Source organism: Rhizobium sp. FKY42 (assembly GCF_005222835.1).
In the GTDB taxonomy this organism is placed as follows: domain Bacteria; phylum Pseudomonadota; class Alphaproteobacteria; order Rhizobiales; family Rhizobiaceae; genus Neorhizobium.
The window spans coordinates 4,884-18,990 of sequence record NZ_STGA01000075.1; the positions used below are offsets into that span (position 1 = coordinate 4,884).

Consider the following 14,107-nt stretch of genomic DNA (forward strand, 5'->3'; position numbering starts at 1 on the left):
TTTCCAGGCGGCCGCACATGCGCAGCGCGCTGTCGCCTATCTTCATGATCTCCAGCCAAAGGCAGAGGGCGAGCGGGAAGCCGCTTGATGCTGGACGCTTGGCATATGAAGGGGAGGGTGAAGGCCTTCCCCGCCGGACGCTCGGAAATGGGCCCAGCCTGACAGCGACCCGGCACGGTCGATAGAGGCATGCCGTGGGCATGCTGGTTTCCAGGCGTTCCCATCTATTTCTCTTATCAACATCGAGGAAGCGCCATCGAATCCGGGCTATGCGGCTTGTTCGAGGCTCCGCGCGCGCGATCGGTACCGCCTGCAATGGCGCCGATCGGCGCATGTGTCATAGCCATGATGCGGATAGGGCGTCAGTGAGAGACCGTAGGGCGCGGCATGCGGTGCAGGTGTGAGCCGTCGTGTGAGCGGTGCCATTACCACGGTCGCCTTGACGGATCGCCGATGAAATCCCGCCATGATCCGGTTCCTTCCCGTTTGAAGCCGGGCGCACCCGCGCAGACCTCGATGGATCTGGTGTGACCGAAGGACGCCTTCGTCTCGATCGCCATTCCGCAACGGCCCTCCGCAACTTTCTTCCCCTGCGAACCGGTTCGCATTCCTCGCGGCCCAAGAAAGTCGCTCCCGGCCGCCCTCCACTTCGTTCCGTCCCTGACGGGTGCGGCGTCGATCGCCCCCGGTCCTTGCACCGCCATCGAGGCCGCGACAGGCGCGGCCCGAACAACCGGAAAAGGAACACGAGTATGGCAGTCATCGGCGAATTCACCACCAACGGCAACAACTCGATCATCGGCAACGTGCGCACACTGACCGTCAGCAGGAAGGCCCGCCTGAACCCCATCGAGCGCGTCTCTCGCGACGCCCCGGACTTCCGCATCACCGCTGGCAACGGCGTCGAGGTCGGCGCAGGCTGGAAGGCAGTCTCTAGCGACGGCGAGGAATACATCTCGGTCAAGCTGGACGACCCGAGCTTCAACGCCCCGATTACCGCAGCCCTGTGGCCGAGCGAAAAGGAAGGCGAATACGCCCTCATCTGGAACCGCCCGAAGCGGGAGGCCTGATCGCCACCCCAGGAGCTCCGCCGCAAGGCGGGGCTCTCCTTCTCTCCCTGGATAAGACGGAGACAGGTATCGAGCCTGTCTCCGTCTTTTTGGGCGCCACACGAGAGGAGAGGTCTGCTCAGAGTGAGGCAGTATGTCGTGGCGAGCGCGCAGCCTCAAGGACCTGGCGGCCCCCCAAAATGCTCGCGCATATCGGATCCCTTACCTGGCCGCAGTGCGGTCGCTTGCGCGATCCTTGACCCCGCCATCCCCTCTCGGACCCGCCTGTCATCTTTCACAAACGTCAAGGAGACGAAGATGACCTACGAACTCGAAATCCAGATCGAAGAACTGCGGGCCGAGCTACGCAATGCTGTCGGTGACACCGAACGCCGCGAGATCCAGACCGAACTGGAATGTGCTGTGGCCGAGCTTGCAGTCATCGTTGCTAATCAGGAGGGCCGCCTGGATGCGGAGCCGCCGTTCTGACGGCGGTGATCTCAGCCTACCCATCCACCGTGCGATCGAGGATTACAATATTTGCAGCAGTGCTGTATATGCTGTATCACAGCATCGGGATCCTTTCACCCTAATCGCATTGAGGCTAGCCACATGACAAACAGGAACGGCTCCTACACGACAAGCGACCTTTCTCGGAAATCCGGAGATATTATCGCCGAGGCACTCCGACACCCTGTCACGATCACCCAACGCAACAAGCCGCGATTGGTGTTGCTGAACATAGACGATTACGAACGTCTCATGCGCCAGTCGGATCGTCGCTCTGTAGGCAGACTGGAGACAATGCCCGACGAGCTGTTTGCTGAATTTGAAGAGGCCGTCGACGCCTACGCCCAGTCTGATGAGACGAGTCGATGAGCGTATATGACAAGGTCCAGACGGCTGCGGTCGTTCGATATCCATATCTGTGGAGCCATGAGGCAAACGGGGGAGAAACAGAGGGGCGCAAGAGCCGTCCCGTAGCTGTCGGCGTTCGGATAGCAAGGGCAGACGGCGATCTTGTCTTGTTCTTTCCGATTACGACAAAGATGCCCGACCGAAATCGTTTCGCCGTCGAGATCCCGACCATCGAAAAGCGGCGCGCAGGCCTTGATGCAGATCTTCCACTGTGGCTCATCCTGGATGAGTTTAACAGCGATATCATAGGCCGGTCATTCTATTTGGAGCCTGAGCCTCCGCTTGGTCACTTTAGCAAAGCATTCTTTCTGCCGCTTCTGCGAGAATTCATTGCCCGCCGAAAGTCATTCGCGGAAGTCAGCCGATCGAGATAGCGGAGTGTGGACAGCACGGTCTCCGTTCGCGAAGGCGAAGGGCCGCGCCGCGGTCTTCACTCGCTGTTTTTAAACCGATAGCTAAGGACGCCGAGAACCCAATATAAGGCTGCTAACGCCGACATGAATGCCGCGATGGCTTCGATGGCTATTGCCACGGCACTGGATATCACGAGCGGAAGAGTTCGTGGGTGTGGTTTTGGCTAAGCGACATAGCCGATTGCCCGATATCCCCGGCGGAGTTTTTGCCTCAGAAGATCAAGGAAGAGATCAACGGCGTCCTGTTCCTTCTCGAACTGATGAGTTTTCATCTGACCGCTCGTCCCAATCCGTCCCCATCGCCGCGTCAGGCATGCCTCACCGAACAGGTTCGGCTCGATCGACATCGCGTAGAAGCGCGCCATGTTCTTACTGGCATCCTTGCGCTCGACATAGAGGTGATAGGGTTGGGCGATCATGCGCCAAGAATCGCGCGAACGTTCTCCGGCGTCCAACGAGACTTATGAATCAATTACCTGGGATCGATTCAGGTTTTTGAAGGATCGATCGCGATGAGGTTCGGCACAGAGAACGCATCCTTTCGAGCACTCCGGCGACGCAATAAATAATCTATTCGCGAGCAAGATTTTGCAGGTGCAGGCTGCACACTTGGGAGACAGCGACCTGAAGCTCTTCGATCCGACCGAACAGCCAGATGAGCTCTTCGTTGGTTATCTGATAAGCTGCCGAATAGCGTGCATCGACATAGGCTCGATCCAGACGATTGAAACTGCGTTTGGCGAATTTTGTGTCTCGCGGCCATACCGCAATCAACTGCGGGGCGAGCCGCTCCGCTTGGGATCGCAGAAAGCTCAACCGATGGCTCTTGGGGCTGTACAGGGCCAGGACAAGCAGGACGCAGTGATACAATCGTTCAGCAGTCTGATGCAGTTGAAAGGCGGCTTCCGATAGATTTCCTCTTTCCATAAGGAACTGCCCTGCTGCCTTGAATGCATCCGCACTTGGAAACCATTGCTCAAAGTTTCGCTGTGCCTCGGCCAGGGCCTGCCCGGGTTCAGGATTGGACGGCGCAGCGAGAGGATGTCCGGGTGCCTCGTAAAGAATGATGCCGTCCCGGGCGATATCAAGGAAGAAGGGTCGGCCTCGGCGCAACTGATCGTTCACGTCTGCGATCGTGTGAACGATGAAGTTGACCGGTGTCATGATCTGATGTGTGATCGTGAGGTCTTCCAGGAACCGGTCTGCCGCCTTTTCCCAGGCGTCGTAACCTTCGGCAAAATGGTCGTAGTTGACGATGACCAGAAGATCATAGTCAGACAGATAGCCGCTCTTGCGGTCCTCTACCCAGTCCCCCCTTGCGTAACTACCAAACAGGATCAGTTTGAGGATCCGGCCACGGCGCGCCTTTTGCGAGAGCTTTGTTTTGATGGCATCATCGAACTCATCGAAGAGGATCCGAACGACTCTTTCCAGCTCGCTCCGCTTTCCATCGGGCAGATGGGACAGATGTTCAGCGACCATGAAAGCTGGCTCCATTATTGCGACCGATGCGTAAGCTTGGCAATCATCCGGCGGCACTTAACTTATTCAATAGAAAAAACATATTCTGATTTCTGCGCAGCATTACCCGAAGGAATAACGCAAACACGTAAACTGCCATTTTAATGAGACACGCGAAGCCTCGAAAATTCTGCGCATCAGACTAAGCGCGCAGCCCCGGCTTGTCGATCACCTGGAATTCCTACGACAGATCGTTAGCTCTGTTCGACGTCGTCCTGTTGTCACCGTCTGCATCGATAGCGGTGGGTGTCATCGTTGCGATGAGCTGAAGGATCGCCTGTACGGTTGGGTAGGGAAGATCATCGATGAGCCTGCCAAGCTTGAACCTGTCGGCGGCTTCCTCATTTGTCTTGCCGAAGAGGTGAGGCGCTGCCGCGTAGATCATCTCCATGGGAGAGAAGCCGAGGAGTTCGCTGAGGTGGATCATGCGGCCGACCGTCAGCGGCGAGAATGCACGCTCATAACGTCCGTAAACGGCCATCGACAAGCCGTACAAAGAAGCGAACTCGGCTCTTGTCAGGCCGCTATCCTCGCGTGATTTCCTGACAAAGCTCGAGATCTTTTCTTCCATTTCCTGCAATGAGGCAATCTCGCCGTTAATACCCGGGCGCCGGTACAAAGGTCTCTGGACTTCGTCATCGATTGTCTCGACCAGACCCATGGCATTTGTATAGTCGGAGAGATCACGGATAGCGGGCATCTGAAATAACATCCTCACTCATGGGCAGTATGAATTCGCTATATACAACAAAAAAGTGCATATGGCTTTGTATCAAATTGACATCGGTTTCGCTATCAATTTGGGCGTGCCGTCGCAATCGGGAGCTCATCTTCTCCAGCAGATTTCGGTGTTCGTGCCGTCGTCCCAACGGTCATGCAGGGCACGGCTCATCCTAATCGCTTATCTTGTTCATGCAGAGGTCTTGCGGCCCATCGCAGATCTTCGCAAGGCGCATCATTCCCTATCGGCCTCGATACTGAGCCGGTTGGGGAATGCGGTTGCTGTCACCGGGGATGGTGGCGACGTCAGGACTGAGCCGTCGGATCAGAACGAGTGCCGGGACGGGTCGAAGGACAGGCACTCCCGTGCGATGTCAGGCACTAAAGCCGTCTGATCTTGTTGACCGCTGAAGCCAAGGGGCGCTACCGCCCGTTGCCGTCCCTCTTTGTTCGCTGCGGCTTTTGCTCTTCCATCAGAAGAAGTGATCGGGTAGCGGCCAATGTCTGTACACCATCATCGAATGCCGACATACGAGGCTCAATCTTCGTTCTTCGGAAGATAGCCAGCGGACCGAAGATAAACGCTCATCGCGTCCCGAACGATTTCCGCCATCTTGATCCCGTGCTCGTGTGCTGCGGTCTCAAGGGCGCGTTTGGTTTCGAAGTCGAGGGCAACATTGATGTAATGCCTGGCTTCCTTCACCTTGGCACGCTTCAGCGCCATGAGGCGGTTTCCAGCATTACCGCTTCTGTTGGTTACGGCCCTTGGTTCTACACTTCGGGTTTCCGGCATCTTTGTTCCCAGCCCAAGGCTGTTGTCTGTCGCAACAGAAGAAGGCGGTAAATCGGTGTCAACGATTGCTTGAGGTTGCAAGGTAGCCTCGGGAAGCGCAGTGGGATTGTTTGGCGATGACGATCTTCTCGCAGCGACCTTGAAGATATCCGGCTTCGTGTCATCGTTCATGAAAAGGTCTCGCTTTATTCAGGTCCGCCGTCAAAACTGCGTTGGTGCCTTTCGGGCCGAGGATCCGCGCCTCGATCTCGGCTTCGCGCGTAGCTTCAAGTTCGAGAGCCTGATCCGGATTTTCCAGCCAGAGGGTGACCTCGTCCAGAAGGTGCTGCACCTCCAGCCTCGCCTTTTTCACGGGCTCCGTGAGGGGCATGATCTGAAGGGTGCCAGCACCGTTGTAGAGTTCCTTGTATGCTGCCCTTTCCATCAACTCGGATTGCAGGAGATGGATGTCGAATCCAGCCTTGCGGGCGTTGCGCGCCCAGGGTCGGATCTGGCGATAGGCATTGGTGCTGCGGCCCGTGAGCGTGATGCGTGTACGCAGTACGAGCGTCCTGATGGTTCTGCCGGTCTCGTCCGTTGCATCGCCAGTGACCTGTGCTGCCCAGATGGCTCCCTCGATTTCCTTCAAGGTCGGTTGAACGGGCGTGATGACGATGTCGACGTGATGAAGCAGTGATGCTGTGAGCGGGATCCCCATGCCGGGTGTGTCGAAAATCACATAGTCGAAATCATCGGCTGTAAGGAGGGTTTTTTCCAATGCATCCTGGTGAGTTGCATAGATCACGCTGATATTGGCCGGCAGATTGCTTTGTGCCTCAGCTGCTGACCACCAGAGAGCCAGATTGCGGCCGCTGTCGACGTCGACGAGCAATACGGTCTTGTCCTTCAGGGCGAGCTCACCGGCCAGAAGCAGCACGACAGTAGTCTTCCCGGCCCCACCCTTTCCATTCACCACAGCTATCCGGACCGTCATTGAACCCCTTCTTATCCGTCTACCAGCGAGCTGCCCCGCTTGCAGTCTCGCTCTGCTTCCCATCTGCAGCCTATGCGCATCCGGGCTTGGAAGCCTCTGATGAGCACGCGCTGCCCTGCACCCATACCGTCCTGCGGTCGATTGCTGCGCTACAACGCGACTGTAGGATTGTATTGTAGGTCGCTCCTGTATGATCCTGCTGTAACAACTGATTGTAGGGCCGTATTGTAGCATCTTGCTGTAGCAGGCCGTTGTAGCGCCCAGCTGTAGCGTTTTTTGGTAGCGACTGTCGTTACAGCCCAGATCCTCCGTCTGTCAGTCGTGTGTATCGGTCGCGCCCTGGTGATGTGAGAATGCGATGCGATCACGCGATGCCTGTGATCTGTCGTGCATCCCGTTGCCGTGTGAGGCTGTCATCGCTGCGCCTCCGGAACCGTGCCAAGGCCGAGGACGAAGCATCCATCCGCTTCATTACGAGGGCGGAGGGCGGACAACAGAACAATGCTCGGACGTAATTTCCGATCAATTACGATGCAAACGCTAATCAAGAGCGGTCTTGATCAATGTTCAATTGATGGTGAATGTGGTTTAGCTATAATGTAGCGATATTTTCTATTATGATGTGCTTCCGTTTGTATTGAACTTTTGTTGAGTGTGTATTGAGAGTGGCAGGATACGTAAAAATGTTTTACATTTTTTGCCTGCGATCGTGGGACATGCCCACGATAAGTGTTTGCAGGTTCTGACGGCTCTGAACATCCAAAAGGCTTGAAGATCAAATGGGTCTGTCGCGTCGAAAGTGGTCGCGGGGTTATCCGAACGATGGGCAAGGACAAGTGCGAGCAGAGATGAACGTGGGGGGTGAGCATGAGTGAGACGGTACCAGGCAAAAGCCGCAAGGATCGCCTCATCAATGTGCGCGTCAGCCATCAGGAGTATGCGGCAATCGAGGACGCGGCCAGGTTGGCCGGGATGAGCGTCTCTGCTTTCTTCCGGTCCCTGCTTCTCGAAGGAGCTGGCGTTCGCCCTGTTCTGACGAAAGAGGACCGGCTGATCATGGCGGCCCTTCTGGAAGACATGCGCATGATCGGCATCAATCTGAACCAGGTCGCCCGCTCCCTGAATGCAGGCAGGCATGTGCATGTCTCCGAGCTGGATATCAATCTGGGCAATGTCCAGCGGATCCAGGCAGCCGTGATGAGCGAGCTTCGCACGCTTTCGCGGCGTGCCGGGCATGAACGCCGTGCCAGACATGAACGCCACGGCATGGTGTAAGCCTTGGAGCTCTTCTTCGGCAGTTTCACCAGCGAATGGGAGCAAAGACGCGCGGCGCTCCTGCACGACATGACGCTTGGGCGTCGCAACGTGGCTGCCGAGGAGGAGCTTGAGAAGCGGCTGAAGAGCCTGCGGCAGCCGATCGGCATGGCCAAAGGCCGGCCCGGTGTCAGTGGCGGTGATCTGGCGATGGGTCCCATGTCCGGCTGGTCATCGCGATCGCGGTCCCTGGCGGCTGGTTTGGCTGCCAGTTCAGATGTCAGTTCGAGTGCCAGTTCGAGGGCTGGCCGCTCCATGGAAGTTCGCCTTTCCAATGTAGCAAGCGGCAGTCAGCCGGCCGTCGTCAAGCTGGCCTCTTATGGTGGCGGTGCCCGTGTCGGTGCGATGTTCAACTATGTTTCCAGAGCCGGCGAACTGACCGTCGAGACAGAGAACGGTGAGCGGCTGCGTGGTCGTGAAAACATGGCGCGCCTGCGTGGCGAATGGGATCACCTTTTCCTCAACAGGACCGAGAGCCGCGATATCGGTGGCTTCCGCGTCGAGGTAATTCATTCTGGGACTGCGGCCGATCTGCATGAACAGGTTCGCGACATTCTGGAGCGTGGCTTCGGTGACCGGCGCTATGTCTATTCTGTCGAGACCCGCAAGGATGGATCCTTAAGCGTCGAGGGCTATGTCGTCTTGCGCAGTCGCCAGGGGGAGCGATTGACGGCTGACGCAAAGGCGGCTGCCATCGTTCAGGAGCGTTTCAACGCAAGCGTCGCTGCGAACACGGTTCGAGCAACCTTCACCTTCACAGGCTATGGCAATGGCGTGGAATACGGCACAGTCCGGCTACGGGATCTGATCGCAGAGCGGAACGACGTTCGGGACGATCGGGGTCGTCCGATTGCCGATGACAAGGCTGCGGGCGACCTCGTCCAGAAGGAATGGCGCGATGAGCTGCACAGCCGCAAGAGCCGGGACGTGATGCATGTGATCATGTCGGCGCGGGCCGGCACGGATTCGGATGCCTTCGAGGGAGCTGTTCGCGACTTCCTGGCAGAGCAGTTCGCGGGCCATCGCTATGTGTTCTCTCTCCATGATCCGGACAGTGACCCGAAGGACGAGCTGGAGGGTGGCAAGCGCCCGCATGTTCATGCCCATGCCATCGTCACCATGCGGTCGGAAACGGGTGACCGGATCGAAACGACGCCCGCCACCTTCCGGCAGTGGCGTGAGGTCATGGCGGAAAAGGCACGGGATCACGGCATTGCCATGGAGATGACCGATCGCCGCGAATTTGCCGCCTCCCCTGCCTACAGGCGCAATGATGTGCGCGCGGTCAGCCATAACGGTCGCACGCAACATGTCGGCACCAGTGAGCGGGGTCAGGCGCGCTATGACGCCAAGCGACAGGGGCACCGTGTCGTCCCGGACGGCCAGCGAAGTCGGACTTATGTCCTTAAGGCCCGGGAGGCCTGGCAGAAGATTGCCGCGACCACCAGTGACACTCAGGTTGCGGCCTATGCTGCCCGACATCACTCCTATCTGGAGCGCGCCTATCTTGGGAGCGGTCCTGTCCGGATGGATCAACGTTTCACCGGCGCGGTCCCTCATACAGAGCCCGGCGGTGATGACCGCTCCCATATGATAACAATCAGAGACACGTTGACGGAGGCAGAGGATATGCGCCAGCAGACACGCCCGGAGTTCGAAGCCTATGAGAAGGCGGTTGAGACTGCGATCTTCAATCTTCAGCGCGACGCTCACCCAGAGGATCAGGCCGGGCTTGAGGAGGCGCTCTCCCTCGCCCGCGAAATCGTCGATCTGCGCCGCCAGATGCTCGAACTGAAGGAGCAGGAACGCTCAGAGCAGGATGGCCGAAACGCTGCTGGCGATGTCTCCAGAGAAAGTGGTGCCGCGCCGGAAAGAACGGCATCTGAGGTGCAAGAGCAGACGAATGCTAACCTCCAGTGGGAGGCAGCTGTTGCCAAGCATGGAGAGGCTGTCGTTGAGGCTGGTAACGATGCGATGGCAAATGTGGAACACTATCGCTCCGGCCTCGCCCATATCGAAGCCGGCGAGCTCGGAGATGAAAACCGGGAGCAGTATGAGAAGGGCCTTGAGGCTTCGCTTCATCATGCAGCTCAACTCGCCGCTACTGGAAACGGCTATCTCCGGGATGTTGCCAACGAAGATCCGGAACTGCGCGCGGAGATCGAGACCATTGAACGCAATGAAGAGCGTGGAGACGAAAACAAGTCAAACAAGCAGCCGATAACAGCGGATACTGCCGACGATCGCCAACGCGATCTCAGGGTGGATCTGGAAGAGGAACGTCCGATTGGGCAAGCTGAGCGTGAGGCTCACCAGCTCGCCGAGACGGTGGACGCTACTCAGAGGCAGCAGAAAAGTGTAAATAGAGATAGGGAAGCGGCCCAGCGAGGCGGCGAGACCACTCGGACTGATCCCGCGCAACAGCACATTCCTCGTCTCGAGGAGTTGGAGCGTGAACAGATTGAACAGAAGGAGCGTAATCGGGACGACCGAGACCGCTGAAGTGCCAATGCAGGACGGTACTCAGAACACCTACCTGGTGGAAGTGAACGACCCCAAGTCTGCCGACATAGTCGGCAAGATGATGGTGTGGGGCATGGTCTCCGTTGGGATCCTCGCGATCTTGATTAAGGTCTACGGGACCGTGATCGGCTGGTATCATGCTTCTGTGGCTTGGCTAACAGAGGCGGGTCAGTGCGCAGCGAGCTTCTGGCCCTTCTGAACCTGAATTAGCGGCCGGCCTGTTCCATGATTGGATCAGGAACGGTCGCTGCGAATAGCTCTTCCAAGCTCTTCCTCTTGCGCGGTGATTTGCCTTCGGCTTCCCGTTCGACGACCTCCTTAAGGCGGCTAACTCGATCATTGTGCGCTTTTTCGATGTCGTTCTCTGAGACAGGTGTCGTGCGCTTTTCGGGAGCGGGCACAGCTGTCTTTGCAGGTTCCGGAGTGCCCCCAGCGCTGACCTGTCTGCTGGCCAAGGCGGATGGATTCACGACGCGAGCGGGGGAGGTGGAGGGTGGTGGCTCTTTCGGAGCCTCCACCTGGACAGGCGCCCGCGGTTCCTCCGCTTTCGCCTCCGTCGCAGGCTTTATCGCTTCCGCTTGTTCAGCCTGTTCCTGGCCTGCATTGGCATAGGCTGGCGTGGTCGCTGGAACAGGTTTAGGTGGTAGGTAATCGACAGTTGGAACGGTCGGTATGTGCGTCTGAGAATAGGCCTCCGCCTCCTTGAAGGGCTGCGTCTTAAAGAAGCGCAGCTTGTCTCCAAAGATTGGCCGCTGACCCTCCACCAGCAAGATCATCTTGTTCTCGGGCATCTGGCGCACTTCCTGCGGCATCATTAGGTCCCGATCGCGAATTTGCTCGACCTTTGTTCGTCGCGGGAGGCCCATAAGCTCGATAGTGCGCGATTCAGACTGATAGCGGATGGTTTTCTTGCCAAGAGCCCGGGAAGCATACTCTGCCGTGGCTTGGTCATTGGCACCAAGGATGAGCTGATAACCGCAGTTGCCAAGGAGCGAATGTCGGGACGTCTCACCATAGATCTCATCCAGGTTCTTCAGGTCCTGGATGATGAAGGCGAGCTTGATCTTATAGCCGGCCACATAGGGCAGCTTTGTCATGATCTCGTCCATGCGCTTCAACTGGCGAAACTCATCCAGCAAGAAATAGACCGGCACGGAGTTGGGATCATGCTCAAGGGTAAGTATGTCCATCACCTGTTGAACGAACAGCGTCAGCAGCGGCCTAAGAAGCGTAATGTCGGTAATGTTCGGGGCAAGGTAGATCGTGATGGGGCGACGCTTCATGGATCGAAGGTCCATGTCGGTCATGTTCGTTGCGGCCACAACCCGTTCGTTCTTGAACGGCCTCATCGCCTTCTGGATATCAAGCAGTGCCGAGGCCGCAGCCCGTTCCGACAGAGACAGGTATGAGTTGAAGCTCTCCATCGTGAACTTCGACAGGTATGGCTCCTTCTCCTTGATGTACTTCATCAAGGCCTGCAGATCGGTCCCGCTGTTGAAGAAGGAGTTGATCTCGCCGAGGTTCCTGCGCCCTTTATAGAAGGGACTTTCGAGAATATAGCTGATGGCACCCGCGAGAACCTGTTGAGCCGTGGCCTGCCAGACGGAATTCTCGGATTCGGTGTTTTCCGGTACGAGAATGCTGGCGATATTTTGAATGTCAGTCGTGCGATTGCCTCGCTCCGGACGAACGAAATCCAGGGGATTATAGCTGTTGGTCGTCTCGGAACCCGGCGCGAACAGGAAGACCTGACTGCCGTTGCGCTTCCGATAGCCCGCAGTAGCTTTGTAAACCTCGCCCTTTAGATCGGTGACGATCATCGAGCCTTCGTGCATCAGGGCATTCGGGATGACGTAGCCCGCGCCCTTCCCCGATCGGGTCGGGCCAATAATGAGGTGGTGGCGATCGTCGTGAGCGCGAAGGACTTTGGTCCCGATACGGCCGAATATGTGGCCTCGTCTGCCAAACCACTTGCCGCGCCGAAGGGTTGCAAGATCCTGAAAGGCCGCATCACCCAATGGATTGCTGGTCGGTTTGAGCCCAAGGTAAGCAATGAGGCCTGATACGAGCAGCGCGGGCACTATGGAACCGAGCGCGACCTTTTGCAGGGTCGGTGATGAGCTATAGGCCCAGATCTGTTGAATGGGTGCGAACGGGTTTGAGGTAATGGTCGCCTCAAGGATCCTGCCGTCACCGTATAAGACCTGAAGACCAACTCCGTAGGCCAACATCCAGACTGGCAATGCGATCAAAAGGCAGAAGAACAGATAGAAGGCCTGTAGCCCCTTACTCATGATGCATCCCGTGCGAAGTAGATTTCGCAGACCCCGCGCTTACCACCTTCGCGCCTTAGCTGGATCACGATCGGAATGACCATCTGGATGTAGGACATCAGATCCTGCTTGGAGTAGCCAGCCGACAGGCCGGACTGCTGCATCATCATGGCAAGCTGTTCGTAAGCACCGAGCGGCGTATCGGCGTGTACTGTCGACATGCTGCCCGGGTGGCCTGTGTTGATGGCGCGAAGGAATGAAAAGGCCTCAGCGCCACGAATCTCGCCAACAAAGAGGCGATCCGGCCGCATTCGAAGCGCCGATTCAAGAAGGTTTTGAATCGTCACGTTTGCAGTGCCTTGCCCACCCTTGGAGGCGATCAGGTGGACCGCGTTCTTCTGTGGTGGGAATAGCTCACGAGTGTCTTCAAGCGTCAGGATCCGCTCATTCAGGTCTACAGAGTTCAGGCACGCGTTCAGAAACGTGGTTTTGCCCGACGAGGTGCCGCCACTGATCAGGATCGAAACCCGCTTCGTGATGGCCGTATGAATGAATTCGTAGATCTTCTCTGCTCGCAGATGTGCAATCAGCTCATGATCCACATCGCTGAGGCCACCGACAGCAACAGAGACTTTGTCGAGAGAGCCGTTGTCGCGGTAGTCCTCCAGCGAGAAATTCTGCACAACCTGCTTGCGGATCGTGATTGATCCACCGTCAGGAGCCGCGGGCGGCAAGACGACCTGGATACGTTCCCCGGACGGCAATGCGGCGCTCAGGATCGGATTGGCGGCGTTGAGGAACTGCTTTGTCGCAGCTGCAACCCGCTCGCCAATGTTCTCGATCTCGCGTGCAGTCAGAGCATCGATTTGATGATGCTCCATGTGATCAGCACCGAAGCGCTCAACATAGACTTGACCCGGCCGGTTCACTGCAATCTCAACCACCTTCGGGTCATCGAGAAATTGCCTGATGGGCTCCAGGGACCGGTTCAGGAAATAGTGGGGATCATGAGCCGTCGCCTTACCTGCCAGAACGTTCACGCTTGATCTCCCTCATGGCTTCCGTCACAGGATCGTCGTACATGGCGCTGAAATCCAGATCCTGGCGAACATAGACAAAGATCCGCTCGCCTTGCGCTACGCTGATCGTCGGGGGAATTTTCAGGTTCTCTGCCAATACTGTGTTGGCCATGTTGCTGAAGGTCCGGGCGATCGTTTCGCGCGCCAGCTCCGCGGCTCTCTCGGTATTATCATTGCCGGAAGAACTCGAGTTGCTGCCATATCCCGTCAGGTAACTTGCGCCGCCGCCGACGATGGACAGGAGAATCGAAGCTCCGAACCTCTCGCGAAATTTCTTGTCGACATGGCCTGTCAGACCCGATCGACCGAGACTGTCCGTGCCGATCGAATTCAAGCGAACTGATACGCCGTCATCCCGGATCAGTCTCGTCCAGACGACGAAGACACGCTGCTGCCCCTGTGTCACTTCGGACTGATACTCCCCGATCAGCCGTGTTCCCGTTGGGATGAGAACGCGCCGACCATCGAAGGAGTAGACATCCCTGGATGTTATGGCGCGAACCTGACCCGGAAGATCACTGACGATCGCCG

Annotated in this window: 15 protein-coding genes and 1 pseudogene; 8 read left to right on the forward strand and 8 right to left on the reverse strand. The window is 57.4% G+C overall.

Features of this window, described 5'->3' with window-relative positions; all coding sequences use genetic code 11:
* The 5 genes and pseudogenes from E8M78_RS23995 to E8M78_RS23015 form a co-directional block, all read left to right on the forward strand.
* Window positions 1–88 (forward strand): annotated as a pseudogene (locus E8M78_RS23995) (antirestriction protein ArdC); the annotation flags it as partial.
* 664 nt (window positions 89–752) lie between these two features.
* Complete coding sequence (locus E8M78_RS23005) at window positions 753–1,070, forward strand: DUF736 domain-containing protein (RefSeq protein ID WP_137137263.1); 318 nt, start codon at window positions 753–755, stop codon at window positions 1,068–1,070.
* 297 nt (window positions 1,071–1,367) lie between these two features.
* Window positions 1,368–1,538, forward strand: coding sequence for a hypothetical protein (locus tag E8M78_RS23500; protein ID WP_170973522.1), 171 nt, complete (start codon window positions 1,368–1,370; stop codon window positions 1,536–1,538).
* 123 nt (window positions 1,539–1,661) lie between these two features.
* Complete coding sequence (locus E8M78_RS23010) at window positions 1,662–1,928, forward strand: type II toxin-antitoxin system prevent-host-death family antitoxin (RefSeq protein WP_112828831.1); 267 nt, start codon at window positions 1,662–1,664, stop codon at window positions 1,926–1,928.
* Window positions 1,925–2,341 (forward strand): hypothetical protein, encoded by a 417-nt coding sequence (locus E8M78_RS23015; protein ID WP_137137264.1) that lies wholly within the window; start codon window positions 1,925–1,927, stop codon window positions 2,339–2,341. The genes E8M78_RS23010 and E8M78_RS23015 overlap by 4 nt, the downstream gene beginning before the upstream one ends.
* A 203-nt stretch (window positions 2,342–2,544) precedes the next feature.
* Here E8M78_RS23015 and E8M78_RS23020 read toward each other — a convergent pair whose 3' ends face one another.
* From E8M78_RS23020 to E8M78_RS23040, 5 genes are all read right to left on the reverse strand, one after another.
* A complete protein-coding gene (locus E8M78_RS23020) occupies window positions 2,545–2,799 on the reverse strand; it encodes a WGR domain-containing protein (protein WP_137137265.1) in 255 nt (84 codons plus the stop codon).
* 151 nt (window positions 2,800–2,950) lie between these two features.
* Entirely contained in the window at window positions 2,951–3,862 is a 912-nt protein-coding gene (locus E8M78_RS23025; protein WP_137137266.1) for a HEPN domain-containing protein, read from the reverse strand.
* 220 nt (window positions 3,863–4,082) lie between these two features.
* The gene (locus tag E8M78_RS23030) at window positions 4,083–4,601 is read right to left on the reverse strand and encodes a helix-turn-helix transcriptional regulator (RefSeq protein WP_137137267.1); all 519 of its coding nucleotides are present in this window, start codon (window positions 4,599–4,601) and stop codon (window positions 4,083–4,085) included.
* Window positions 4,602–5,159: 558 nt separating this feature from the next.
* A complete protein-coding gene (locus E8M78_RS23035) occupies window positions 5,160–5,585 on the reverse strand; it encodes a hypothetical protein (RefSeq protein ID WP_137137268.1) in 426 nt (141 codons plus the stop codon).
* Window positions 5,575–6,387 carry a ParA family protein gene (locus E8M78_RS23040; RefSeq protein WP_170973523.1) on the reverse strand — a complete coding sequence of 271 codons (813 nt, stop codon included), beginning with the start codon at window positions 6,385–6,387 and terminating at the stop codon, window positions 5,575–5,577. Before E8M78_RS23040 ends, E8M78_RS23035 begins: the two co-directional genes overlap by 11 nt.
* An 867-nt stretch (window positions 6,388–7,254) precedes the next feature.
* Between E8M78_RS23040 and mobC the strand changes: the two genes are divergently transcribed.
* Genes mobC through E8M78_RS23055 form a run of 3 tightly spaced genes read left to right on the forward strand, consistent with a single transcriptional unit; the run spans window position 7,255 to window position 10,423 of the window.
* The gene (gene mobC / locus E8M78_RS23045) at window positions 7,255–7,662 is read left to right on the forward strand and encodes a plasmid mobilization relaxosome protein MobC (protein ID WP_137137270.1); all 408 of its coding nucleotides are present in this window, start codon (window positions 7,255–7,257) and stop codon (window positions 7,660–7,662) included.
* 3 nt (window positions 7,663–7,665) lie between these two features.
* Window positions 7,666–10,203 (forward strand): conjugal transfer protein TraA, encoded by a 2,538-nt coding sequence (locus E8M78_RS23050; RefSeq protein WP_137137271.1) that lies wholly within the window; start codon window positions 7,666–7,668, stop codon window positions 10,201–10,203.
* Window positions 10,204–10,210: 7 nt separating this feature from the next.
* The gene (locus tag E8M78_RS23055) at window positions 10,211–10,423 is read left to right on the forward strand and encodes a hypothetical protein (protein ID WP_137137272.1); all 213 of its coding nucleotides are present in this window, start codon (window positions 10,211–10,213) and stop codon (window positions 10,421–10,423) included.
* A 7-nt stretch (window positions 10,424–10,430) separates the two neighbouring features.
* Here E8M78_RS23055 and E8M78_RS23060 read toward each other — a convergent pair whose 3' ends face one another.
* The 3 genes from E8M78_RS23060 to virB10 form a co-directional block, all read right to left on the reverse strand.
* On the reverse strand, window positions 10,431–12,518 hold the full coding sequence (locus E8M78_RS23060) for a type IV secretory system conjugative DNA transfer family protein (protein WP_137137273.1): 2,088 nt from the start codon (window positions 12,516–12,518) through the stop codon (window positions 10,431–10,433).
* Window positions 12,515–13,537, reverse strand: coding sequence for a P-type DNA transfer ATPase VirB11 (virB11, locus tag E8M78_RS23065; RefSeq protein ID WP_137137274.1), 1,023 nt, complete (start codon window positions 13,535–13,537; stop codon window positions 12,515–12,517). Before virB11 ends, E8M78_RS23060 begins: the two co-directional genes overlap by 4 nt.
* Window positions 13,518–14,107 (reverse strand): type IV secretion system protein VirB10 (virB10, locus tag E8M78_RS23070; RefSeq protein ID WP_246658459.1); only part of this gene is annotated, 590 nt, incomplete at its 5' end. The genes virB10 and virB11, both read right to left, overlap by 20 nt.

Excerpts from the sequence above, each read along its gene's own strand:
- E8M78_RS23005 (WP_137137263.1), top strand. The coding sequence starts at position 753 with ATGGCAGTCATCGGCGAATTCACCACCAACGGCAACAACTCGATCATC.
- E8M78_RS23500 (WP_170973522.1), top strand. The coding sequence starts at position 1,368 with ATGACCTACGAACTCGAAATCCAGATCGAAGAACTGCGGGCCGAGCTA.
- E8M78_RS23010 (WP_112828831.1), top strand. The coding sequence starts at position 1,662 with ATGACAAACAGGAACGGCTCCTACACGACAAGCGACCTTTCTCGGAAA.
- E8M78_RS23015 (WP_137137264.1), top strand. The coding sequence starts at position 1,925 with ATGAGCGTATATGACAAGGTCCAGACGGCTGCGGTCGTTCGATATCCA.
- E8M78_RS23020 (WP_137137265.1), bottom strand. The coding sequence starts at position 2,799 with ATGATCGCCCAACCCTATCACCTCTATGTCGAGCGCAAGGATGCCAGT.
- E8M78_RS23025 (WP_137137266.1), bottom strand. The coding sequence starts at position 3,862 with ATGGTCGCTGAACATCTGTCCCATCTGCCCGATGGAAAGCGGAGCGAG.
- E8M78_RS23030 (WP_137137267.1), bottom strand. The coding sequence starts at position 4,601 with ATGCCCGCTATCCGTGATCTCTCCGACTATACAAATGCCATGGGTCTG.
- E8M78_RS23035 (WP_137137268.1), bottom strand. The coding sequence starts at position 5,585 with ATGAACGATGACACGAAGCCGGATATCTTCAAGGTCGCTGCGAGAAGA.
- E8M78_RS23040 (WP_170973523.1), bottom strand. The coding sequence starts at position 6,387 with ATGACGGTCCGGATAGCTGTGGTGAATGGAAAGGGTGGGGCCGGGAAG.
- mobC (WP_137137270.1), top strand. The coding sequence starts at position 7,255 with ATGAGTGAGACGGTACCAGGCAAAAGCCGCAAGGATCGCCTCATCAAT.
- E8M78_RS23055 (WP_137137272.1), top strand. The coding sequence starts at position 10,211 with ATGCAGGACGGTACTCAGAACACCTACCTGGTGGAAGTGAACGACCCC.
- E8M78_RS23060 (WP_137137273.1), bottom strand. The coding sequence starts at position 12,518 with ATGAGTAAGGGGCTACAGGCCTTCTATCTGTTCTTCTGCCTTTTGATC.